We start from the raw sequence: 22,560 nt of genomic DNA, 5'->3' as shown, positions 1-22,560 counted from the left end.
ACCGTGACCTTCGCACCCAATCCGGTTTCGCAGCGACTCTCCGCCGCCGATGATTGCGCCTGATTTGCGGCCCGGTTAGCGTCCTCCCGGGGAGCGAAGCCGCGATGCCAACTCTGTTGCGATACCTGTTCCTGAGCCTGCTGCCGTTGGCGCTGGCTGGGCCGGCGCGCGCCGAATGGTGGCAGGCGCGCACCAGCCATTTCGTGCTCCACATCGACGACAGCGAACAGAATGCCCGCGATTTTGCGGTGCGGCTCGAACGGTTCGATGCGGCGCTTCGGACCCTATACGGCGTAGGCGATGACCCCGACCTGTTGTTGCGCCCGGTCACGGTTTATGTGCTGCGCTCGGGCGATTTTCAGGCGGCCTGCCGCTGCTATGGAGCCGTCGGGGTTTCCTATGCCCGGACCGCCGGCTCGTTCATCCTCTCGCTTTACGATCCCAAGGTCGACGCGAAAGCCACCGTCGGCGCGCTGAGTTCGCAGACCGTGCTGCTGCATGAATACAGTCACCAATTCATGGCCACCAATTTCACCGGCGCCTATCCCTATTGGTTTTCGGAAGGGTTCGCCGAATTCAACGCCAATGTCACGTTCGAGAGCGACGGATCGCTGCGGCTGGGTTATCCCGCCAATTATCGCGGAGAAGCGCTGCTGAAAGGCAGAGGCATCGCGATGAAGAACCTCCTCAGTCCTGAAAAATACGGGCTGCCGGATGATGAATCGCTGGTTTACGCACGCGGCTGGCTGCTGACCCATAATTTAGTGCTCAATCCGGCACGTTTGGGCCAGCTCAACGCCTACATCGCCGCCATCAATCAAGGCACGCCGAGCTATCAGGCAGCGCAACAGGCGTTCGGCGATCTGAAGAAGCTCGATGCCGAGCTCGATGCCTATATGCGCGGCAAATTGCCGTTGCTCACACTGCCGCCGCCCAAACAACCCATCGCTGTACAGGTGACGCGCCTGCCTGCGGGAGTTGCCGCCATGCAGCCCGTTTACACCACGTTTCGGGTCGGAATCAGTTCGGACGATCTGCACCCGTTTGCGCTGAAAGCCGCTGCCATCGGCCGCAAATATCCCGACGACGCGACCGTGCAGACCCAGCTAAGCGAGATCGAGCTGGTCGCCAATCGGCTTGATCAGGCCGATGCTGCCGCCGACCGGGCATTGGCGATCGCGCCCGACAGTATCGAGGCCCTCGTCAACAAGGGCCGGATCGCGGTCGCCCGTCTGCGCAAGAGCAAGAGCGCCGACGATGCCGCCTGGAAGACGGCGCGCAGCTGGTTCCTGACTGCCAATCGCAAGCAGCCGAACGCCGCAACCCCGCTCTATTTCTACTACCGCAGCTTCATCGCCGCCCATGCCAAGCCGACACCGGGCGCGGTGAAGGGATTGTCGCGAGCCGCCGTGCTGGCGCCCGACAGCGTCGACATAAAACTGTGGCTCGCGCGGCAGGAGCTGATCGACGGCGACCCCAAGCTGGCGCGCATGCTGCTCGCGCCACTGGCCTTTTCGCCGCATTACGGGCTGACCGAGAATGTCATGCGCAAGGCCATCGGCCTGATCGACGCCGGTAAGATCGACGAAGCCAAGACTATATTGTTCGGCAAGGACGACGACTAGGGCGCTTGGCCCTCAGCGCTAGGCCGCGACGGCCTGCCCCTCCAGCACGGCCTTCACTGCAGCCACTGCCTCCGCCGCCTTGTCGCCCTCAGGCCCGCCGCCCTGCGCCATGTCCGGGCGGCCGCCACCGCCCTGCCCGCCGAGCGCCGCAACGGCTGCGCGCAGCAGATCGACGGCGTTATGGCTGCCGGTCAGGTCTGCGCTCACCCCGACCGCGACCGAGGCGCGACCGTCGTTGACCGCGACGATCATTGCGATGCCCGACCCGATCCGCGCCTTGGCATCGTCGACCGCGCCGCGCAGCCCCTTGGGGTCGAGGCCGTCAACGACCTGCGCGAGGAAATTGACACCACCGACCTGCTCGGGGCCTGCCGGAGCCGCACCACCGCCGCCGCCAAGCGCCAGCGCTTTCTTCGCCTCGGCCAGTTCGCGCTCGAGCCGCCGCCGCTCCTCGACCAGCGCCGCAACGCGCGAAGGCACGTCGTCGGGCGCGGTGCGCAGTGCTGCTGCTGCCTCGCGCAGCTTCTCGTCACGATCGGCGAGCCACAGCCGCGCCGCTTCGCCCGTCAGTGCCTCGATCCGGCGGATGCCGCTCGACACCGCGCTTTCGCTGATGATCTTGAACAGCGCGATGTCGCCGAGCGCGGTCACATGCGTGCCGCCGCACAGCTCGACCGAATAGGATTGCTCGCCCGCGCCGCCCATGCTGAGCACGCGGACTTCGTCGCCATATTTCTCGCCGAACAGCGCCATCGCACCCGCCGCAATCGCGTCGTCAGGCGTCATCAGCCTCGTCGTCACTGGCGCATTGCCGCGAATCTCCCGATTCACATCGGCCTCGACCTGCGCGATTTCGGTCGGCGTCATCGCTTGCTGGTGCGAAAAGTCGAAGCGCAGCCGGTCGGGCGCGACGAGGCTGCCCTTCTGGCTGACGTGATGGCCGAGCCGTTCGCGCAGTGCGGCGTGCAACAGATGCGTCGCCGAATGGTTCGCGCGCACCTGCCCGCGTCGTGCAGTGTCGATCGCGAGCCGCACCTTGTCGCCGACCGCAACCGATCCGGCCTCGATCACGCCTTGATGCGCATGCAGCCGCCCGAGCGCCTTGGCAGTATCCTCGACGCGCACCGAAAGCCCGCCGTCCCCGCTGATCGTCCCGGCATCGCCCATCTGGCCACCGCTTTCGGCATAGAAAGGCGTCTGGTTGGTGAGAATGACGACGCTGTCCCCGGCGCTCGCCCGGTCGATCCGGGCTCCGTCCTTGACGATCGCGATCACTTGGCCCTCGCCCGTGTCGGCGGTGTAGCCGGTGAATTCGGTGCCGCCATGTTCCTCGGCGATATCGAACCAGACATCGTCGGCGGCGCGCTCGCCCGATCCCTTCCACGCGGCGCGTGCAGCGCGCTTCTGCTCGGCCATCGCGGTGTCGAAGCCCGCGCGATCGATGCCAAAGCCCTGCGCGCGCAAGGCATCCTCGGTCAGGTCATAAGGGAAGCCATAAGTGTCGTAGAGCTTGAACGCGGTTTCGCCCGGCAAGGTCGCGCCCGCCGCCATGCCCGCCGTCGCTTCGTCGAGCAGCTTGAGCCCGTTTTCGAGCGTGCGGCGGAAGCGCGTTTCCTCCTGCAGCAACGTCGCTTCGATCAGCGGCTGCGCGCGGACGAGCTCGGGATAGGCGGCACCCATCTCCGCCACCAGCGCGGGCACCAGCCGGTGCATCAGCGGCGACTTCGCCCCCAGGATATGGGCGTGCCGCATCGCGCGGCGCATGATCCGCCGCAGCACATAGCCGCGCCCTTCGTTCGCAGGCAGCACACCATCGGCGACGAGGAACCCCGCCGAGCGCAAGTGGTCGGCAATCACGCGGTGGCTCGCCTTGGTCGCTCCTTCGGCGGTGGTCCCGGTCAGCGCGCAGGAGGCGGCAATCAGCGCCTTGAAGGTGTCAGTGTCGTAATTGTCGTGCACGCCCTGCAGCACGGCGGCGACACGCTCGATCCCCATGCCGGTGTCGATCGACGGGCGCGGCAGCGGCGTGCGGCTGCCGTCGGCGGCCTGCTCGAACTGCATGAAGACCAGATTCCAGATCTCGACGAAGCGGTCGCCATCCTCATCGGGCGATCCGGGCGGGCCACCGGGAATGTGATCGCCGTGATCGTAGAAGATTTCCGAACACGGCCCGCACGGCCCAGTATCGCCCATCGACCAGAAATTGTCGTTGGTGGCGATGCGGATGATGCGCTCATCGGGCAAGCCCGCAATGCGCTTCCACAAGTCAAAGGCTTCGTCGTCGGTGTGATAGACCGTGACGGTCAGCCGGTTCGGGTCGATCCCCCATTCCTTGGTGATCAGGTTCCAGGCGAGCGTGATCGCGCGGTCCTTGAAATAATCACCGAACGAAAAATTGCCGAGCATTTCGAAGAAGGTATGGTGCCGCGCAGTATAGCCGACATTGTCGAGATCATTGTGCTTGCCGCCCGCGCGCACGCATTTCTGGCTCGACACCGCCGTCTGATAGGGGCGGCTTTCGAGGCCGGTGAACACATTCTTGAACGGCACCATGCCCGCGTTGACGAACATCAGCGTCGGATCGTTATGCGGCACCAAGGGTGCCGAGGCGACGCGCGCATGGCCTTCGCGTTCGAAATATTCGAGGAAGGAGCGGCGGATATCGTTGGTCGAGGTCATGCGCCCGATCTAGGGCGCGCGCGCGACTTGCTCAAGCGAAACGGTGGCGGCACGCATCAGGGCGCAGGTGCGGCGGGCGGCGGCACGTCAAGGATGCGGCGGGCGCTGATGATCTTCACGGGCGCGGCGATCATCTGGCCCTTCATCGCCCCTTCGCCCTTGGTCGGGTCGGTGGGCGCATTGAAGATCTGCACGACCACATCCTTGCCCTCGACGACATGGCCGAAAGCGGCATAGCCTTGGTTGTCGCCGCTCGCCTTGGGATCGGCATCGAGCGCGGGCTGATCGCCGAGCATGATCGAAAAATCGCCGGTCGCGGTGCCGGGGTCGTAACGCGCCATAGAGATCGTCCACGCCTTGTGGCTGATGCCGGTCTGCGTGGTCGGTTCATGCGCGATCGGTTTCAGGATGCGTTTGGGGTCGTTCTGGGTGCCGCCCTGCACCAAACCGTTCGGCTGATCGCCCCAGTTGAGCCGCAGCGCGCGGTAGAAAACCGTGTCGTCGAAGCGCTTCTGGTCGACATAAGCGACGAAATTCTCGGTCGTGATCGGCGCCCGCTTGTGGTCGAGCTCGAGCGTGATGACGCCGAACTCGGTGGTCAGCGCGACGCGGGCAATGTCGCCGATCGGCGCGGGCTTGGGCGGCGGCGGCGCCGGTTTTTTGCGCTGCGGCGCGGCTTGGGCGGTAGCAGCAAGCGCGAGCGGAAGGAGGGTCGACGCAAAGCAATCGACGAAGAAGCGACGAATGTTGGTGGCCGATGTCATGCGTCCGACCCTAGCAGCGTGTCGGCACTTGCCAAGCGGCGCTATTCCTCGACGCATCGTATCGCCTGTTTGAGCTGCAAAAGGTGATCGGGCGCAGCGCCTTGAGCGACTTCCACCGGTATCGAACCACTTTCGACCCGCGCCACCGACCATTGATCATCGCTGCCCCGAACAAGCGCCACATAGCCGCACAGAAAGGCTTGCTTCCGGGATTTGCCCGCATAATCGAGCGCGGCAAATATCCCCGGGGGGCCATTAGGCGGGTCGACATACCAAGTCAGTTTGGCGATGCGATGCTCGGGTGTCGCGCCAATCGCGGCACCCCGCTTTCGAACGTCGGCCTGCCAATCAGCGAGCGGATGCGATTGCTTCATCGGCCCGCTCAACAGGTTCCAAGATGCCGCGCCGTCGCCCCCTTCATAATCTGCGAGAAAGTCGAGGGCGATAGCCCGAACTGTCGATTCCGTCGCCGCATCGGGCGTGAAGGCGCGGCGCGGCGCGGCGGGTGCTGGGTCCGTGGGTTCGACGCAGCGGATCAACTGGACAAATCTGGCGGAGGTAGTCTTGCCGTCCTTCGCAGTGCCAAGCTGGCGCGTCGCTTCGTATTTTCCCCAGACTGGCGATTTCGCATCGCAGACCTGCCGAACAATGCCGGAAATTGCGGCTTGCGATTGGCGATCGTCGGCCTCGTACCCCATGAGCGTGATGCGAAACTCCGCCGCTCCGATCTCCTTAACTTCGACGGTCACTGCCGGTGCCTGCGGTGCGGCTTGCGCCATTGCCGTTGCGATCATCAGCGCCAGTGCCATCGACTTTCCTTCACCCCAGCGGCGCGTCGAGTGACTTGGGCGGTTCGCTGAACCACTGCGGCCCCGCCGGCGTCATGTGGAAGCAATCCTCGAGCCGCACGCCGAACTTGCCCGGCAGGTAGATGCCGGGCTCGTTCGAGAAACACATGCCTGGCGCGAGCTTCGTCGTCTCGCCGCGCACCAGATTGACGGGTTCATGCCCGTCGAGGCCGATGCCATGGCCGGTGCGGTGTGACAGGCCGGGGAGCTTGTAATCGGGGCCATAGCCCCAGGCGGCATATTGCCGCCGCACGGTGTCGTCGACCGATCCCGCCGCCGCGCCGACCTGCGCAGCTTTAAACGCGATTTGCTGGCCCGTCGCGACTTGATCCCACACCCGGCGCTGCTCGGCGCTTGGCGTGCCGTAAACGAAGGTGCGCGAGATGTCGGACTGATAGCCCTCGACCGAGCAGCCGCAGTCCATCAGCACGATCTGGCCGTCGCCCACCCGCTGCGGTGCGCGGCTGCCGTGCGGATAGGCGGCCGCTTCGCCGATCAGCACCAGCGCGAAGCCGGGGTCGCCGCCGAGCTTGGCGGTCGCGGCGTTCATCAGCGCGGCGATGTCGGCAGGCGTCATCCCCTTTTCGACGCGCGGCCAGGTCCAGCGATAGGCAGCGATGGTGATGTCGCTCGCCTTTTGCATGAGTGAGATTTCAGCCGCCGACTTGATCCCCCGGCACCCGCGCACGACCGGATTGGCCGACACGATCTGCGCCGCCGGGAGCGCGCGCGCAAGGCCGTCGGAAGCGAAGAAGCGCGCTGTTTCCTCGATCCCTATCGCGCCGGTCAGCTTGCGCTCCTTCAGCCACCCGGCGATCAGCGCGACCGGCGACTGGTCCTCCTGCCACACCCGCACCTCGGCCTCTACGCCAAGCGTCTGGCGGACCGACGGCTCCTCAAAGAAGGGCGTGACGATCAGCACCGGCCCGTCGACCGGCAGCACCGCCGCCGTCAGCCGCTCGCTCCGCCCCCAGCGCACGCCGGTAAAATAGACGAGGCTCGCCCCAGGCTCGATCAGCACCGCGTCGATGCGGTTCGCCTTCATCAGCTTTTGCGCACGGGCAAGCCGGGCGGCGCGTTCGGCAGCAGTGATCGGCTGCACGTCCGCCGTCATGCTGGTCAGCGCAGAAAGATCGGGCGCAGTGGCGCGCGCGGCGGCGCTCCACAGCAACGGTGCGGCAGCGGCACCGGCAATCAACATACGTCGGTCGATCGTCAGGCCTTGCTGCATGCGGCGCATCCTTTCGCTTTTTGCGTGCCCCAGCGATAGGGCGCTTGACCGGGGCGCCGCAATCCCCTTCGCTGGCGCGCAAGGATTGGGGAGTGAGCAATGGCCAAGCGGCTGACCTTGTACATCATGATTGGCCTCGTGCTCGGCCTGCTGACCGGCTGGGCGATCAACAGCGCGATCGCCGACGGCACGCCCGAAGCCACCGCGCGGCTCAAGGAGATCGCGGGCTGGTTCAAGATCGTCACCGACATCTTCCTGCGCCTCATCAAGATGATCATCGCGCCGCTTGTCTTTTCGACGCTCGTCGTCGGCATCGCGCATATGGGCGATACCGCAGCACTCGGGCGGATCGGCGCGCGGACGATGGGATGGTTCATCACCGCCTCGCTGATCTCGCTCAGCATGGGGTTGCTGCTGTTCCACGCGATCGAATGGATCGTCGATGCAGTCGCGCCGGGCCAGGGCTTCGGCTTCAAGCTGCCGCCACCGAGCGAAACCGTCGGCCTCGAGAAGTCGGCGTTCAGCCTGTCGAACTTCATCACCCATATCGTGCCGACCTCAATCGTCGATGCGATGGCGTCGAACGAGATCATCCAGATCGTCGTCTTCTCGATCTTCGCCGGCGTCGCACTGACCGCGATCGGCGAGCGCGGGCGCCCGATCGTCGCCGGCGCCGAAGCTCTGGCAGCGATGATGCTGCAGATCACCGATTATGTGATGCGCGCCGCCCCGCTTGCGGTGTTTGCCGCGATCACCGCGACGATCGCCGTCAATGGCTTGGGCATCATCGTGACGCTCGGGCTGTTCGTCGGCAGCTTCTATGTCGGGCTCGCCTTCTTGTGGCTGATCCTGTTCGCCGCCGCCTTCGCCTTCATCGGCCCGCGCGCCGGCACGCTGCTGCGCTATATCCGCGAGCCGATCCTGCTGGCTTTCTCGACCGCTTCGTCCGAAGCCGCCTATCCACGCACGTTGGAAGCGCTCGACCGGTTCGGCGTGCCCCCCAAGATCGCGAGCTTCGTGCTGCCGCTCGGCTATTCGTTCAATCTCGACGGGTCGATGATGTACATGACCTTCGCGACCTTGTTCATCGCCCGCGTCTACGGCATCGATTTGTCGATCGGGACGCAGATCGTGATGCTGCTGATCCTGATGGTGACGTCGAAGGGCATCGCCGGGGTGCCGCGCGCGTCGCTGGTGGTGATTGCCGCGGTGATGGGGCAGTTCGGCATTCCCGAAGCGGGGCTGCTGCTGATCCTGCCCGTCGACCAGTTCCTCGACATGGGGCGGTCGGGCACCAATGTCGTCGGCAATGCGGTGGCGACGGCGGTGGTGGCGCGCTGGGAAGGCCAGCTCGACGAGCCCGAGGAACCCGAGATCGAGCCGCCGCACGCGCCGTCAAAACACCCTGCCTAGCGGCGATCACGCATAGGCATAGGGGCCGCCCTTCGCGAGCGCAGTCTGGTAGGCCGGACGCGCATGCACCTTGGCGAGCCACGCGATCGTCGCGGGGCGCCGGCCATTGTCGAGCCCGCCACGGCTGCGGGCGGCTTCGAGCGGAAAGCTCATCATCACGTCGGCGGCGCTGATCTCGTCGCCCGCGAACCACGGGCGCTGGGCGAGTTCGCTTTCGATGTAATCGAGGTGATTGTCGATCATCGGCTGGATCCGCTTCATCGCCGTCTTGCCGAACAGCGGCACGCGGCTGAGCACTAGCTTGACGAGCAGCGGCGGCATTACCGACCCTTCGGCATAATGGAGGAAGAAGCGGTAGCGGAGCAGCGAATCGCGGTGCGCGCCCGGTCCGAAGCGGCCATCGGCCTTGGCGACGAGATACTCGACGATCGCGCCGGTCTCGGCGATCACTTGCCCGTCGTCCTCGATCACCGGTGACTTGCCGAGCGGATGGACCGCCTTCAATTCAGGCGGGGCGAGCATCGTCGCCTTGTTCCGTTCGTAGCGGCGGATCGCATAGGGCAGCTCGAGCTCTTCGAGCAGCCAGAGAATCCGTTGCGAGCGTGAATTTTCGAGGTGGTGGACGGTAATCGTCATGGCGGGTCTCCGGATAGTGGCGCCAGCTTGGCCGGGCATCACCACGTCTATTGTTCACCGATCCGTCCGTGTCGAGCGATCAGGAGGCTGATCTGAAGTCGCACGCCGATGACCGGGAGAATTTGATTCGCGCCGAGGCGCAGAGGGCGCGGGGAAAAAGGAGGAGTATTTGAGCAGCGCCGTCGCGCTGCCTCTACCACTCTTCTCCGCGCGCTCTGCGCCTCCGCGCGAACAATCCATCATCTGCTCATCGGCGCGCCCGAAAGGTGACAAAAGTGAAGACCATCGCAGGGGGGGCACATCCCCCAAAAACATGAAAGGCCCGCCGGGGGGAGGCGGGCCTTTCCAGTCGTGCGACGGGGGAGAATCGTCGCGGGGGAAGAAAAATCGAATGATGCCGATGGCCGCCGTCACATCTCGTCGTCGGCCTCATCGCCTTCGGGACCAGCCATCATTTCCTCGGCGACCTTGTCGGTGCGCGCACGGATCGCCTTTTCGAGTCGGTCGGCCATTTCGGGATTGTCGGTCAGATAGGTCTTGGCGTTCTCACGCCCCTGCCCGATCCGGACGCTGTCGTAGCTGAACCAGGCGCCCGATTTCTCGACGAGGCCAGCCTTGACGCCGAGATCGAGAATCTCGCCGATCTTGGAAATGCCCTGGCCGTACATGATGTCGAATTCGACCTGCTTGAACGGCGGCGCGACCTTGTTCTTGACGACCTTCACGCGCGTCGTGTTGCCGACAATGTCCTCGCGGTCCTTGATCTGCCCGGTGCGGCGGATGTCGAGGCGGACGCTGGCGTAGAATTTGAGCGCATTGCCGCCGGTCGTGGTCTCGGGGTTGCCATACATCACGCCGATCTTCATCCGCAGCTGGTTGATGAAGATGACCATGCAGCGCGAGCGGCTGATCGAACCGGTCAGTTTGCGCAAAGATTGCGACATCAGCCGTGCCTGCAGGCCGACATGGCTGTCGCCCATCTCACCCTCGATTTCGGCGCGCGGTACCAGGGCCGCGACCGAATCGACCACCAGCACGTCGATCGCGTTCGAGCGGACCAGCGTGTCGGTGATTTCGAGCGCCTGCTCGCCGGTGTCGGGCTGCGAAACGATCAATTCGTCGATGTTGACGCCCAGCTTCTTGGCATAGACCGGATCGAGCGCATGTTCGGCATCGACGAACGCCGCCGTCCCGCCATTCTTCTGCGCCTCGGCAATCACATGCAGCGCGAGCGTCGTCTTGCCCGAGCTTTCCGGCCCGTAGATTTCGATCACGCGACCGCGCGGCAACCCGCCGACACCCAGCGCAATGTCCAGCCCGAGCGACCCGGTCGAGATCGCCTCGACCTGCATTGTCGCCTTCGACCCGAGCTTCATTGCCGAGCCCTTGCCGAACGCGCGGTCGATCTGTGCCAGCGCGGCGTCGAGCGCCTTTTGCCGGTCGCTCGCGGCCCGATCGCCGCCCTTGTCGGAGGAAAGAGCCATATCGCTGTCGATAACCTTCAATTTGGCTGCCATTGTGATCCTCCTCGCTAGACCGAACACCGACCGCGTTCAATGCGTCGAGGAGTCTGTACCGCATCTGTTCCAAAAGAACAAGAGCGGAACACGATGGCACGGCAAAAAATCGGCCGACGTCGGCCGCGCGTCCTAGACTCAGATAATCGCCGAGAGTCCGCGCGATACCGCTTCCATCGTGAATGGCTTGGCGAGCACGGGTCGGTCGGCATGCGGGCCGTCGACACCGTCGCTGGCGCCGCCGCTGGCAAACAGAAACGGGATGCCCGCCGCCGCCAGTGCATCGGCAATCGGCGAGCTGGTCTCGCCGCCGCGCAGATTGACGTCGAGGATCGCCGCGTCGATGCCGCCTTGCGCGATCAGCGCGAGCGCCTCGGCGCAGCTGTCGGCCGGCCCGATCACGGTCTTGCCAAGCGCGCCGAGATAATCCTCCAGCATCATCGCGATCAGCGGTTCGTCTTCGACGATGAGGACGCTACGGGGCATAGCGCGCGCATAGTCGCTCGACGCCTAGCCGCCAAGCGTCATTTGGCGGCGAGCACGTCGCGGGTCGCCTCGGCAAGTTGCTGGACCGAAAAGGGCTTGGGGAGGAACGACACATTGTCGAGATCGATCGACCGGCGCAGCTGTTCCTCGGCATAGCCCGACATGAACAGGATCGGCAGGTCGGGATAGCGCTTGCGGGCATGGCCGACCATCGTCGGGCCATCCATCATCGGCATCACCACATCGGAAATCAGCAGGTCGGGGCGCGGCGCCGTCGCCAGCACTTCCAGCGCCGCCTCGCCATTTTCGGCCGTCAGCACGGTATAGCCCTGCCGGGTCAACGCGCGTTCGGCGACCGCGCGCACCATGTCCTCGTCCTCGACGAGCAGGATCGTTCCCGATCCCCACAGGTCGGCCGTCTTCGGCTTGGCCGCGTCGCCGCGTGCCGGCTTGTCGCCGCGCGCTGCCGCCTCGGCGCGGTGGACGGGCAGGTAGATGCTGAACGCCGCACCCTTCCCCGGAACCGAATCGGGGTAGATATAGCCACCCGATTGCTTGACGATGCCATAGACGGTCGACAGCCCCAGCCCGGTGCCCTTGCCCACTTCCTTGGTGGTGAAAAAGGGTTCGAAGATCTTCGGCAGAATGTCGGCCGGAATGCCGGTGCCGGTGTCGCTGACGCGCAGGCCGGTATAGTCGGCAACCGGCATCGTCTCGCTCGACAGCTTGTGCGCCACCGACAGCGCCTGCACTTCGGCGGCGGGGACAGCGAAGGTCTCGATCGTCAGCGTGCCGCCACCCTGCGGATTCTTGGCGAGCATGGCGTCGCGCGCGTTAACGGCAAGGTTCATCACCACTTGTTCGAGCTGGCCGGGGTCGGCGCGCACCGGCCCCAGATTGCGGCCATGCTTGACGGTGAGCGTGACAGTTTCGCCGAGCAGCCGCTTGAGCAGGTTCGACACTTCCGAAATCACATCGGGCAGCTGGAGGACTTGCGGACGCAAGGTCTGCTGGCGCGAAAAGGCGAGCAATTGCCGCGTCAGGCTGGCGGCGCGGTTTGAGTTGAGCCGGATCTGCTGGATGTCGTCATAATCGCCGTCGCCCGGCGCATGGCGCATCAGCATCAGGTCGCAGTGGCCGATGATGGCGGTCAGGATGTTGTTGAAATCATGCGCGACGCCGCCCGCAAGCTGTCCGACCGCCTGCATCTTGGTCGCCTGCGCCACTTCGCGCTTCAGGCGGCTTTCCTCGCCATTGTCTTTCAGGCTGAGCAGAACCGCCGCATCGCCGAAGCCGCGCGCGCCGGCGATCGACAGCACCACCGGCTCGTCGGGGCGATCGTGGAGCCGTACCGCGAGATCGCTCGCCTGCCCGCCGCCGCCCGCAAAGCGCCGCACCGCGTCGGCAACCGCCGCCTTGTCCTCGCGCACCACCAGATCGCCGGGATAAACCGGCACCGCGAGCGGATCGATGCGCGCGGCGCGGCGGAAGGCGGCATTCATTTCGATGAAGCGACCGTCGCGCGCCACCAGCGCAATCGCTGCCGGGATCAGCGCGACGAGGCCCTTCACATAATCGACACTGCCCGCATTGGCCGCTGCGACCGGCGGCGCATCGTCATCGACCAGCGCAATCAGCAACGGCGCGCTCTCGCCGTCGAGAAAGGGGATCTGCATGACGCGGATCGGCGTCCCGCCTCGCCCCTCGCGCTCGAAACGCACCAGCCCGTCGGCGTCGGTGGTCAGGAAGCGGCCAAAGTCGCGCCCGTCGACCGCGCCTTCCTCATGCCCCATCGCGCGCAGGCGGAACACGCGATTGGCGGCCTTGATCCGTCCTTCCGGATCGACGAGGCACAGCATCAGCCCCGCACCGGCGACGCGGTTGCCGATCGGCCCTGCAATCATTGCTTCGGCGCGCGCAGCAATGTCCATGCCCGCCGCGCCGCGAAAGCGCCACACGAGCATGTCGTCGCCATCGCCCGCCCGCGTGATCGACGCCGCGATCGGCCCGGTCGGGGTGCCGAGCCGCGCGACATCGCCACTGCCGTCGCGCCACGCCGCGCGCCCTGCGGCGGCAAGCGCGGCGACGCCGGGCTCGCCGATCGGCAGATTGGGTGGCGTCGGATAACCATCGAACTGCGCGCGATACGCCTGGTTCGCGCACACCAGCCGCCCGCCGCGATCGGTGACTGCAACCGCATCGGTGGAGGCATCGGCGAGCAGATAGGCGACCGACCAGTCGGTGTCGGGCGCCGCCGCCGCCGCCACCGGCTGCATCAACCGCGCGACAACGACGATGCCGCCGAGCACCAGCGCCGCCGCCAGGAAACCGGCTGCGACGACCATGTTGCCGATCGCGACCAGCACCACGATCGCGGCCGCGACCCCCGCGCTGCCCGCCACGAATGCAGCGGTACGGGCGGGTCGCGCAGAGCGATCGGCAACGGGGGACAGGCTGGCCATCACCCCGTCATGACTGCGCCGCGCCGCGCGTCAAGACCTGCGCCCGTCCAAGCCACGGCCCGATTGCCGAATAGCTGTTACCAGATGCGGACGCGCTGCTCGGGCGCGAGGTACATCTTCTGTCCCGACTGCGCTTTGAACGCCGCATACCAGGCGTCGATGTTGCGCACGGTCCACACCCGCTGCTCGGCGGGCGAGTGCGGATCGGTGAGCAGCCGGTTGCGCAAGTCATTGTCGCGGTGGCGGCGCTGCCACACCTGCGCGTAACCGAGGTAGAAGCGCTGGTCGCCGGTGAAGCCGTTGATCACCGGCGCGGGCTTGCCGCCGAGCGACTTGTGATAGGCATCGAGCGCGGCGGCGAGCCCGGCGAGATCGGCGGTATTCTCGCCCAGGGTCAGTCCGCCCTTCACATGGAAGCCGGGCAGCGGCTCATAGGCGTCATATTGCGCGACGAGCTGGTCAGTGCGCTTCTTGAAGGCGGCGACGTCGGCGGGCGTCCACCAGCTTGCGAGGCGGCCGTTGGGGTCGAACTTCGATCCCTGATCGTCGAAGTGATGGCTGATCTCATGACCGATGACGGCGCCGATGCCCCCGTAATTGACCGCCGGATCGGCCTTGGGGTCGAAGAACGGCGGCTGCAGGATCGCTGCGGGGAAGGTAATCGCGACCAGCGTCGGGTTCGCCTGCGCATTCACCGTCATCGGCGCCAGCCCCCATTCCCAGCGATAGACGGGCTTGCCGAGCTTGTTGATGTTGTAATTGTGCGCCCATTGGTTGGCGCGCAGCTGGTTGCCGAAGGCATCGTCGCGCTTCATCACCAGCGCCGAATAATCCCGCCACTGCGACGGATAGCCGATGCGCGGGGTGAAATTGGCGAGCTTGGCACGCGCCGCCGCCTTCGTCGCGGGCGACATCCAGTCGAGCTTCTCGATCCTCGCGCTCATCGCCGCGAGGATGTTCTTGACGAGCGTATCGGCCGCTGCCTTGGTTGCGGGCGGGAAATATTTGGCGACGTAGATTTTTGAGACTTCGTCGGTGACGGCAGCCGAGGTCCAGTTGACCGCGCGCTTCCACCGCAATTGCTGTTCGGGCGTGCCGCGCAGCTCGGTGCCGAAGAAAGCGAAGCTTTCCTTGTCGAAGCCGCTCGGCAGCACGGCGGCGAATTCGTCGAGCGAGCGGATCAGCAGCTGGTCCTTCAAAACCTCGATCGGCGCGTCGGCAACGACCTTGGCGATACCGGTGATCGCGCTCGGCTGGCCGACGACGACGGTGTCGACGGGCGTGCCGACGCCCTTCAGATAGGCCGCGAAGTCGAAGCCCGGCGCCAACTCGACGAGCTGGGCAACGCTCATCTTGTTGTAGGTCTTGTCGGCGTCGCGGCTCTGGATGTTGGTCCAGTGCGCCTGCGCGATCTGGGTTTCGAGGTCGACGATGGCCTTGGCGCGTGCGTCGGCATTCGATTCGCCCGCAAGCGTGAACATCCGCGCGATGTGGCCCTGATAGGCAGCCTTGGTCGCCTGCAGCTTGGCATCGGTGCTGAGGTAATAATCCCGGTTGGGCATCCCCAGCCCCGCCTGCCGCACGCTGACGGTGTAGCTATCGGGGTTCTTGGCGTCGGTCGACACGCCCGTGCCGAAGGGGACCGCGACGCCGTTCCGGTCGGCTTCGATCGCCAGTGCGAGGTAATCAGCCTTCGTCGATGCCGCCTTGATCCGCGCGAGCCACGGCTGGATCGGTGTCAGGCCCTTGGCCTCAATCGTCGCGGTGTCGAGATAGGCAGCATAGGCATTGCCGATCTTCGACGCCGGGTCCTTGGCAGCGGCTTCGAGCAGGCCGCGCGTGCGCATCTGCGACAGGTCGGCGAGCGTATCGAAGGCGCCGAAGCTTGGCTTGTCGTTCGGGATTTCGGTGCGCTTGACCCAGCCGCCATCGGCGAACGCGAAGAAATTGTCCCCCGGCGCAACCGAGCGGTCCATGCCGGTTTCGTCAAAGCCGAAGGTGCCGATTGTCGGCTTGTTCGCGGCGGGCTTGCCGGGCGCAGCGAACGCCATGCCGGCAACGATCCCGACAATGGCGGCGCCCGAAGCGACCGTGGCGATTGTTCTGCGGTGCATCATGCTCTCCCTGATTTTTGGGCGCTTTAGGCCCTGAAAGCAGGAAGGGGCGACACCCCCCGGCGCCGCCCCTTCCCTGTTCAACGATTTACCAGATCCGCACCCGCGCTTCGGGCGCCAGATACTGCTTGTCGCCCGGCTTGGCCTTGAAAGCGGCATACCACGGATCGAGATTGCGCACCGTCGCCGTGCGATATTCGCCGGGCGAGTGCGGATCGCTCAGCAATTGCGAGCGCAGCGCGGGTTCGCGGTATTTGGTCCGCCACACCTGCGCCCAGCCGAGGTAGAAGCGCTGGTCGCCGGTCATGCCATCGATCACCGGCGCGGGCTTGCCGCCCAGCGACTTGTGATAGGCGTCGAGCGCCACCGACAGACCGGCGAGATCGGCGATATTCTCGCCCAAGGTCAGCCCGCCCTGGATCTTCTGGCCCGGCAGCGGCTCATAGCCGTCATATTGTGCGACGAGCTGCGCGGTCAGCTTGTCGAACGCGGCGACATCGGCCGGCGTCCACCAGTCGGTGAGCTTGCCGGTCGGATCATATTTGCGGCCCTGATCGTCGAAATGATGGCTGATTTCATGCCCGATCACCGCGCCGATGCCGCCGTAATTGACCGCCGGATCGGCCTTCGCATCGAAGAACGGGGGCTGCAGGATCGCCGCGGGGAAGACGATCTCGTTCATCACCGGATTGGCATAGGCGTTGATCGTCATCGGCGTCATGAACCATTCGGTCCGGTCGATCGGCTTGCCGAGCTTGGCGATCCCGCGCGCATATTCGAAAGCATTGGCGCGTGCGATATTGCCGACCAGATCGTCGCGCTTGACCTCCAGCGCCGAATAATCGCGCCAGCGGCTGGGGTAGCCGATCTTGGGCGTGAACGACGCGAGCTTGGTCCGCGCCTTGACCTTGGTCTCGGGGCTCATCCAGGTCAGCTTGTCGATCCGCGCGCCCATCGCCGCGATGACATTCTTGACGAGCGTGTCGGCGGCCGCCTTGGTGGCGGGCGGAAAATAGCGCGCGACATATTGCTTGCCGATTTCCTCGCCGAGCGCGCCCGACGTGGCCGCAACGGCGCGCTTCCAGCGATCACGCTGCACCGCCTGGCCCGACAGGATCGGGCCATAGAAGCTGAAATTCGCGTCATCGATCGGCTTGGCGAGATAGCCCGCGTAGCTGCGCACCACGCGCAGCTTGGCATAATCGCGCAGCACCTCGATCGGCGTGTCGGCAAAGGCCTTGGCCTCGCCGGTGATCGCGCTCGGCTGGGCAACGATGAAATTCTGCTCGCCGGCGACGCCGAGCGCGGCGCGGATCGCGCCCCATGGCATTCCCGGCGCCTTGGCGTCGAAGTCCGCTGCCGACCATTTATTATACGTCTTGTCCGAATCGCGCGATTCGATCGCGGTCCAGTGCGCGGTCGCGAGCGACTTTTCGAATTCGAACACCGCCTTGGCGCGCGCTTCGGCATTGTCGCCTTCACCGATCAGGCCGAGCATCTTGGCGATATTGGCCTGATAGGCCGCGCGCACAGCGTCGAGCTTGGGGTCGGCCTTCACATAATAATCGCGGTTGGGCAGCGCGATGCCGCCCTGACCGACATTGACGATATAATGGTCGGGCGCCTTTTCATCCTGATTGACGAAGAAGCCGATCAGCCCGCCGACGCCCTGACGCTGGAGCTTGGCCATTTCGGTCGCGAGCGCGGTCTTGTCGGTGGCACCGTTCAAGGCGGCGAGCCACGGCTGGATCGGCGACACGCCCTTCGCGTCGATCGCTGCCTGATCCATGTAGCTGGCGTAAAAATCGCCGATCTTGCTGCCGGGCTTAGCGCTCGCTTCGTCGAGGATCGCCTTGGTCTGGGCAAGGCTGCGGTCCTGCAGCACGTTGAACATGCCATAAGCCGCACGGTCCGCCGGAATCTCGGTCTTGGTCAACCAGCCGCCGCCGGCAAAGCGGAAAAAGTCGTCGCCGGGTTTCACGCTGGGGTCCATGCCCGCGGTGTCGAAACCGAAGCTGCCGATTTCGGGCTTGGCTGCGGTCGCCTTGGCGGGCGGCGCGGCCGGCGCAGGCGCCCCCGATTTGGCAACGGCGATGCCGGCAATCGCGGCAGTGGCAAGCAAGGTCGTGACGATCAGCGACGGACGCATGGAATTTCCTTCTGCGATATAAGGCCCACGCGCAGTGTCATAACCAAACATCCGAACCGGTCAAATCGGTATCGAATGCAACCAGTATCGCAGGATACGGCGTTTGGGCGGGGTCGGTCAGCCGCGGTCGCGCAGGATGCGCGCGGCGTCGCGCTTCCAGTCGCGTTCCTTGATCGCGTCGCGCTTGTCGTGCGCCTGCTTGCCCCTGGCGAGCGCGAGTTCGACCTTCGCGCGCCCCCGGCTGTTGAAATAGATCGACAGCGGGACCAGCGTCATCCCCTGCCGCGCGACCGCGCCGTGCAGCTTGTTGATCTCGCGTTCGTGGAGCAGCAGCTTGCGCGGGCGCTTGGCTTCATGATTGTACCGGTTGCCGTGGCTGAATTCGGGAATGTTCGAATTGACCAGCCAGACCGCGCCTTCGTTCACTTCGGCATAGCTTTCGGCGATCGATCCTTCGCCGAAGCGGAGCGACTTCACTTCGGTACCGGTCAGCGCGATGCCGGCTTCGTACACCGTCTCGATCGCATAATCGAAACGCGCGCGCCGGTTCTCGGCGACGGTCTTCTGCTTGTCGAACGTGGCGGGCTTTGGACGCGGCATAAGGGACAGGCATGTAGGGAGGCGAAACGCTGAAGGAAAGCACATCCGCGCGGGCGGCCGCGATGGTTAAGCAATCGGCAACCGGCGCTGCGCTAAGATTCCGCCATGCCCGCTGCCTGGACATTCGAAACCGACCCTGCGCGCAAGCTGCTGCGGATCACGCTCAGCGGCACCTTTTCGGTCGCCGACGTCGAACAGATGGATCTGGAGCGCAAGGGCGCGATCGGCACGCTGAAGTGCGGCTTCAACGATCATAAAGTGCTGATCGACGTATCGCGCTGCGACTTGTCGACTCCTGACGTTGCCGAGGCCTTGCAGGCAGCGATCGGCAATCCGGTATTCCGCGCCGGCCAATGCGCGATGGTCGTGGCGAGCGCCCTCATCCGCATGCAGGCGCGTCGCGTGGTCAATCGCCCGGACATGCGCTTCTGCGCGAGCGTTGCGGAAGCGGAGGCTTGGCTGATCGGGGATCGTGCAGCCGCGGCTTGATCGGTCGGGATCGCGCCATTTATCGGCTTACACCCCCTCGCCAAACCGCCAACTGCAATGCCAAATGATGCAACATGCCGAGTTGGAACACCGCAATGTCAGCTTGACCGGTCGATCGCGCTCGCTAACTCTCCTCGCCAACAATCAGGAGGGGTTGCAATGATCAGGAAAATGTCGGCCGCAATGCTTGTTATCGCAGCGTCAAATGCAGATGCGCAGACAATTCCTGCCAGCGAAAACTTGCGAGTCAGCAGCCAAGAGCTGAGTGCTCTGCCGGCGGATCGCATCTTGCGCATCGAGGCCAATCTAGCGAATGTAATTGGCCGTTGGAAAGGCGTGCGCAGCTGCAACAAGGCGTCGCGGGTCCGCGGTGAGCTGGTGTCAGGCTTCGAGCGTTGGGTGGGCCAGCAGGTTAATGCACACCAAGGCCAGTTGATGCTACGAAATGGTTGGGGTGCGGCGAAATACACTTACTACAATGGCAAGAAACCTTGGCCGTCGAACGCAAAATATTGCTGGGGCAGCTTCCAGTCCGTGCCGGTCTTCATCGAGTTCCGCAAAATTTGAGGGGGCCTTGCGCTAGGCCAATCCCGCCCGCTCAAGCGCCGCGTCCACCGCACCTTGGCTCGCTTCGCTCAGCCGGGTCATCGGCAGGCGGAGCGCGGCGGGAAAGCCGGGGCGGACCTTGCTCATCGCGTATTTTACCGGGCCCGGCGACGCATCGGTGAACATCGCCAGATGCAGCGGGAACAGCAGATCGTGGAGCCGCAGCGCCTCGGCGCGGTCACCTGCTGCCCACGCGCGCTGGAAATCGGCGCAGAGGCGCGGCGCGACATTGGCGGTGACCGAAATCGTCCCCACGCCGCCCATCGCATTGAACGCCAGCGCCGTCTCATCATTGCCCGACAGCTGGATGAAGCCTTCCCCGCACGCCAGCCGTTGCTGCGTTACGCGGCCGAGGTTGCCGGTGGCGTCCTTGACCGCGACGAAGCTCGCCGGAAACGCCTGCACCAGCCGCGCCATCGTCTCGACCGCGATGTCGGTCACGGTGCGGCCAGGGACGTTATAGAGCATGATCGGCAAGTCGCAGCTTTCAGCGACCGCCTTGAAATGCTGGAAAATGCCTTCCTGCGACGGGCGATTGTAATAGGGCGGCACCATCAGCGCGGCGTCGGCGCCTGCTGCCTTGGCTGCCGCGATATTCTGGATGGCGACGCGGGTGTCGTTCGATCCGGCGCCCGCGATCACCGGCACACGCCCCGCCGCCTGATCGACGCAGACGCCCACGACATGAAAATGCTCGTCGGCGGACATCGTCGCGGCCTCGCCGGTAGTGCCGCAGGGCACCAGCGCGCTTGATCCTTTGGCGATCTGCCAGTCGATCAGATCGCGGTAAGCGGCCTCGTAGAAACTGCCATCGGCGGCAAAGGGCGTGACGAGCGCGGGGATGGAACCGGAAAACATGGGATAAAGCGCTCCACAGGATCGACAAACTGTCCCGATCGGCCAGCCGTGGGACGGAAATGTGAGGCGACAGATAGGATCGAATACCCTATCATGTCCACATGATCGCCGGGGCCTATAAATCGATGCTGCTGCTCGCCGCTGCCGGTGGGCTCGTCGGCGCGGGTGCGATCAGCCAGGACCAGCTCGACGCCTATCGTCAGCAGCTTCAGCAAATGCCGACATCGGATGCCATCGCCAGCGCGATCACCCAGTGGAAGCAAGTGCAGCAGTCCGACAGCTACAGCTTCGACACCTACGCCGAGTTCCTGCTCGCGCATCCCGGTTGGCCGGGAGAAGCGGCGCGCCGCAAAGCGGCCGAGCGCGCACTCGATACCGCAAGCTGGTCGCCCGGCGTGGCGGTCAGCTATTTCCGCAAATTCCCGCCGCTGACGGGGGCCGGCGGCGTGCGCTTTGCTCAGGCGCTTGCGTCGACCGGCCAGCCTGTTGAAGCCAATGCAGCAGCACGCGCGGCGTGGTTGCAGGGTACGCTGTCCCCCGCCGATGAAGCCGTGGTGCTGACCAGCTTTGCGAGCGCGCTGACTGCTGCCGATCATGACGCGCGGATGGATGCGTTGCTGTGGGCCGGCGCGACCACCTCGGCGCAGCGCCAATTGCCGCTGACCAGCGCCGACAAGCGCCCGCTGTTCGAAGCGCGGCTCGCGCTGCGCACGCGCGCGACCGACGCCGCCGACAAGCTCGCCTTGGTCGAGGGCCAGTTCGCGGGCGACCCGGGACTGATTGCCGACCGCGCCGTCTGGTTGCGCGCCAGCAATCGCTGGAATGAAGCCCGCGCGCTGCTGGCACGCCCGCACAGCTTTGCCGCACCGGTGCGCGATCCCGCCAACTGGTTTGAGCTGATGCTCACCAATGCGCGCGGCGCAGCCGCCGATGCGCAATATCAGACCGCGTTCGACATCGCGCGCCAGGTCGACGACGCCTATCCCGCCGGCACCGATGTCAGCACGCGCAGCTATGCCGAGCGCGACGCCTATACTGATCTGATGTGGCTGGCCGGGCAGACGGCGCTCAAGACGCTTGGCAAGCCCGGCGATGCGGCAGGACTGTTCGAGCGCTATGCCGGCGGTTCGGCGTCGCCGACCGTGCGGTCGAAGGGTCTCTACTGGGCCGGCCGTGCCGCCCTCGCGGCCAACCAGACCGCCCGCGCCAATGCGCTGTTCGAGCGGGCCGCGCGCTACCGCGACCAATTCTATGGCCAGCTCGCCAGCGAAAAGCTCGGTCGTGCCCTCACGCCACCCCCCGATGTCGCGCCACACCCCGTCGACAAGGCGGTGCGCGACGCATTCTACAATCGCGAGACGGTGCGCGCGGCACGCTATCTGGGCACGATCGGCGCACATCAGGATCAGACCGCTTTCGTCCGCCAGATCGCACTCGACGCCAAGTCGGACAGCGACCATGTCCTTGCGACCGAATTGTCGCGCTCGCTCGGCCGTCCCGATCTCGGCGTGATGGTGGGCAAGAGCGCGCTGCTCAACGGCCTGTCGGATTATGCCGCGACCGGCTATCCCAGCGTCAAGGTGCCCGAGGGCGCCGCCGATACCTGGACGATGATCCACGCGATCGCGCGGCAGGAAAGCCAGTTCGACCGCGCCGCCGTCAGCCGCGCAGGCGCCCGCGGGCTGATGCAGTTGATGCCCGGCACCGCCCGCCAGACCGCGTCGGGGCTCGGTCTCGCCTATGACAGCAGCGCGCTGACCGCCGATACCGATTACAACATCCAGCTCGGGTCGAGCTATTTCCAGAAGCTGTTCAATCTTTACGGCAGCTATCCGCTGGCAATCGCCGCGTACAATGCCGGCGGCGGCAATGTGAACAAATGGCTCGCGGCGAACGGCGATCCGCGCCAAGGCCAGATCGACATGATCGACTGGATCGAAGCGATCCCATTCAGCGAGACGCGCGGCTATGTCCAGCGCGTGCTCGAAAATGCGGTGGTTTACGACCTCCTCCACCCCGAGCGGAGCCGGTCGCAGGGGCAGGCGCGGCTGAGCTGGTATCTGGGCCGCAAGCCGGGCTAATC

The 22,560-nt window shown here is 65.3% G+C and carries 17 protein-coding genes; 5 read left to right on the top strand and 12 right to left on the bottom strand.

Annotated elements, in window-relative coordinates; translation table 11 throughout:
* The first annotated feature begins 104 nt into the window (after nt 1-104).
* Nucleotides 105-1,625 carry a hypothetical protein gene (locus tag AX672_RS04020; protein ID WP_168727320.1) on the top strand — a complete coding sequence of 507 codons (1,521 nt, stop codon included), beginning with the start codon at nt 105-107 and terminating at the stop codon, nt 1,623-1,625.
* An 18-nt stretch (nt 1,626-1,643) separates the two neighbouring features.
* Here AX672_RS04020 and alaS read toward each other — a convergent pair whose 3' ends face one another.
* Genes alaS through AX672_RS04000 form a run of 4 tightly spaced genes read right to left on the bottom strand, consistent with a single transcriptional unit; the run spans nt 1,644 to nt 7,147 of the window.
* Nucleotides 1,644-4,304: an alanine--tRNA ligase gene (alaS, locus tag AX672_RS04015; protein WP_066648619.1), complete on the bottom strand. Its 2,661-nt coding sequence runs from the start codon at nt 4,302-4,304 to the stop codon at nt 1,644-1,646.
* A gap of 56 nt (nt 4,305-4,360) precedes the next feature.
* On the bottom strand, nt 4,361-5,068 hold the full coding sequence (locus AX672_RS04010) for a peptidylprolyl isomerase (protein WP_082730363.1): 708 nt from the start codon (nt 5,066-5,068) through the stop codon (nt 4,361-4,363).
* A 41-nt stretch (nt 5,069-5,109) separates the two neighbouring features.
* Nucleotides 5,110-5,877 (bottom strand): DUF4019 domain-containing protein, encoded by a 768-nt coding sequence (locus AX672_RS04005; protein ID WP_066648615.1) that lies wholly within the window; start codon nt 5,875-5,877, stop codon nt 5,110-5,112.
* Between the two features lie 10 nt (nt 5,878-5,887).
* Complete coding sequence (locus tag AX672_RS04000) at nt 5,888-7,147, bottom strand: M24 family metallopeptidase (protein WP_066648613.1); 1,260 nt, start codon at nt 7,145-7,147, stop codon at nt 5,888-5,890.
* Nucleotides 7,148-7,246: 99 nt separating this feature from the next.
* On the opposite strand from AX672_RS04000, the gene AX672_RS03995 reads away from it, so the two are divergent.
* A complete protein-coding gene (locus AX672_RS03995; RefSeq protein WP_066648611.1) occupies nt 7,247-8,560 on the top strand; it encodes a dicarboxylate/amino acid:cation symporter in 1,314 nt (437 codons plus the stop codon).
* Nucleotides 8,561-8,566: 6 nt separating this feature from the next.
* Here AX672_RS03995 and AX672_RS03990 read toward each other — a convergent pair whose 3' ends face one another.
* The 7 genes from AX672_RS03990 to smpB all read right to left on the bottom strand — a co-directional run bounded on the left by AX672_RS03990 (nt 8,567) and on the right by smpB (nt 18,524).
* On the bottom strand, nt 8,567-9,196 hold the full coding sequence (locus AX672_RS03990; RefSeq protein WP_066648608.1) for a glutathione S-transferase family protein: 630 nt from the start codon (nt 9,194-9,196) through the stop codon (nt 8,567-8,569).
* Nucleotides 9,197-9,606: 410 nt separating this feature from the next.
* Nucleotides 9,607-10,713 (bottom strand): recombinase RecA, encoded by a 1,107-nt coding sequence (gene recA, locus AX672_RS03985; RefSeq protein WP_082730362.1) that lies wholly within the window; start codon nt 10,711-10,713, stop codon nt 9,607-9,609.
* A 138-nt stretch (nt 10,714-10,851) separates the two neighbouring features.
* The gene (locus AX672_RS03980; RefSeq protein WP_066648606.1) at nt 10,852-11,199 is read right to left on the bottom strand and encodes a response regulator; all 348 of its coding nucleotides are present in this window, start codon (nt 11,197-11,199) and stop codon (nt 10,852-10,854) included.
* Nucleotides 11,200-11,237: 38 nt separating this feature from the next.
* Nucleotides 11,238-13,661 carry a hybrid sensor histidine kinase/response regulator gene (locus tag AX672_RS03975; RefSeq protein WP_066648603.1) on the bottom strand — a complete coding sequence of 808 codons (2,424 nt, stop codon included), beginning with the start codon at nt 13,659-13,661 and terminating at the stop codon, nt 11,238-11,240.
* 77 nt (nt 13,662-13,738) lie between these two features.
* Complete coding sequence (locus tag AX672_RS03970; RefSeq protein WP_082730370.1) at nt 13,739-15,775, bottom strand: M13 family metallopeptidase; 2,037 nt, start codon at nt 15,773-15,775, stop codon at nt 13,739-13,741.
* An 88-nt stretch (nt 15,776-15,863) separates the two neighbouring features.
* The gene (locus tag AX672_RS03965) at nt 15,864-17,924 is read right to left on the bottom strand and encodes a M13 family metallopeptidase (RefSeq protein ID WP_066648776.1); all 2,061 of its coding nucleotides are present in this window, start codon (nt 17,922-17,924) and stop codon (nt 15,864-15,866) included.
* 117 nt (nt 17,925-18,041) lie between these two features.
* Nucleotides 18,042-18,524: an SsrA-binding protein SmpB gene (smpB, locus tag AX672_RS03960; RefSeq protein ID WP_066648596.1), complete on the bottom strand. Its 483-nt coding sequence runs from the start codon at nt 18,522-18,524 to the stop codon at nt 18,042-18,044.
* Nucleotides 18,525-18,629: 105 nt separating this feature from the next.
* On the opposite strand from smpB, the gene AX672_RS03955 reads away from it, so the two are divergent.
* Both AX672_RS03955 and AX672_RS03950 read left to right on the top strand, forming a co-directional pair.
* Nucleotides 18,630-19,013, top strand: a complete 384-nt coding sequence (locus tag AX672_RS03955; protein ID WP_066648582.1) for an STAS/SEC14 domain-containing protein — start codon at nt 18,630-18,632, stop codon at nt 19,011-19,013.
* 159 nt (nt 19,014-19,172) lie between these two features.
* The gene (locus AX672_RS03950; protein WP_168727319.1) at nt 19,173-19,580 is read left to right on the top strand and encodes a hypothetical protein; all 408 of its coding nucleotides are present in this window, start codon (nt 19,173-19,175) and stop codon (nt 19,578-19,580) included.
* 12 nt (nt 19,581-19,592) lie between these two features.
* Here the strand turns inward: AX672_RS03950 and dapA are convergent, their stop codons facing one another.
* The gene (gene dapA, locus AX672_RS03945; protein ID WP_066648577.1) at nt 19,593-20,477 is read right to left on the bottom strand and encodes a 4-hydroxy-tetrahydrodipicolinate synthase; all 885 of its coding nucleotides are present in this window, start codon (nt 20,475-20,477) and stop codon (nt 19,593-19,595) included.
* Between the two features lie 101 nt (nt 20,478-20,578).
* Here dapA and AX672_RS03940 point away from each other — a divergent pair, with 101 nt between their 5' ends.
* Nucleotides 20,579-22,558, top strand: a complete 1,980-nt coding sequence (locus AX672_RS03940) for a lytic transglycosylase domain-containing protein (RefSeq protein ID WP_066648575.1) — start codon at nt 20,579-20,581, stop codon at nt 22,556-22,558.
* The last annotated feature ends 2 nt before the right edge of the window (nt 22,559-22,560 follow it).

Origin of the sequence: Sphingomonas sp. CCH10-B3, from assembly GCF_001556185.1 — a bacterium.
Taxonomy (GTDB): Bacteria; Pseudomonadota; Alphaproteobacteria; order Sphingomonadales; family Sphingomonadaceae; genus Sphingomonas; species Sphingomonas aquatica.
This window is presented reverse-complemented; position numbering and strand designations above follow the sequence as displayed.

Excerpts from the sequence above, each read along its gene's own strand:
- recA (WP_082730362.1), bottom strand. The coding sequence starts at position 10,713 with ATGGCAGCCAAATTGAAGGTTATCGACAGCGATATGGCTCTTTCCTCC.
- AX672_RS03975 (WP_066648603.1), bottom strand. The coding sequence starts at position 13,661 with ATGGCCAGCCTGTCCCCCGTTGCCGATCGCTCTGCGCGACCCGCCCGT.
- AX672_RS03965 (WP_066648776.1), bottom strand. The coding sequence starts at position 17,924 with ATGCGTCCGTCGCTGATCGTCACGACCTTGCTTGCCACTGCCGCGATT.
- AX672_RS03955 (WP_066648582.1), top strand. The coding sequence starts at position 18,630 with ATGCCCGCTGCCTGGACATTCGAAACCGACCCTGCGCGCAAGCTGCTG.
- AX672_RS03980 (WP_066648606.1), bottom strand. The coding sequence starts at position 11,199 with ATGCCCCGTAGCGTCCTCATCGTCGAAGACGAACCGCTGATCGCGATG.
- AX672_RS03970 (WP_082730370.1), bottom strand. The coding sequence starts at position 15,775 with ATGCACCGCAGAACAATCGCCACGGTCGCTTCGGGCGCCGCCATTGTC.
- AX672_RS04010 (WP_082730363.1), bottom strand. The coding sequence starts at position 5,068 with ATGACATCGGCCACCAACATTCGTCGCTTCTTCGTCGATTGCTTTGCG.
- AX672_RS03940 (WP_066648575.1), top strand. The coding sequence starts at position 20,579 with ATGATCGCCGGGGCCTATAAATCGATGCTGCTGCTCGCCGCTGCCGGT.
- AX672_RS04000 (WP_066648613.1), bottom strand. The coding sequence starts at position 7,147 with ATGCAGCAAGGCCTGACGATCGACCGACGTATGTTGATTGCCGGTGCC.
- AX672_RS03990 (WP_066648608.1), bottom strand. The coding sequence starts at position 9,196 with ATGACGATTACCGTCCACCACCTCGAAAATTCACGCTCGCAACGGATT.
- AX672_RS04005 (WP_066648615.1), bottom strand. The coding sequence starts at position 5,877 with ATGGCACTGGCGCTGATGATCGCAACGGCAATGGCGCAAGCCGCACCG.
- AX672_RS03995 (WP_066648611.1), top strand. The coding sequence starts at position 7,247 with ATGGCCAAGCGGCTGACCTTGTACATCATGATTGGCCTCGTGCTCGGC.
- AX672_RS04020 (WP_168727320.1), top strand. The coding sequence starts at position 105 with ATGCCAACTCTGTTGCGATACCTGTTCCTGAGCCTGCTGCCGTTGGCG.
- alaS (WP_066648619.1), bottom strand. The coding sequence starts at position 4,304 with ATGACCTCGACCAACGATATCCGCCGCTCCTTCCTCGAATATTTCGAA.
- smpB (WP_066648596.1), bottom strand. The coding sequence starts at position 18,524 with ATGCCGCGTCCAAAGCCCGCCACGTTCGACAAGCAGAAGACCGTCGCC.
- AX672_RS03950 (WP_168727319.1), top strand. The coding sequence starts at position 19,173 with ATGATCAGGAAAATGTCGGCCGCAATGCTTGTTATCGCAGCGTCAAAT.
- dapA (WP_066648577.1), bottom strand. The coding sequence starts at position 20,477 with ATGTTTTCCGGTTCCATCCCCGCGCTCGTCACGCCCTTTGCCGCCGAT.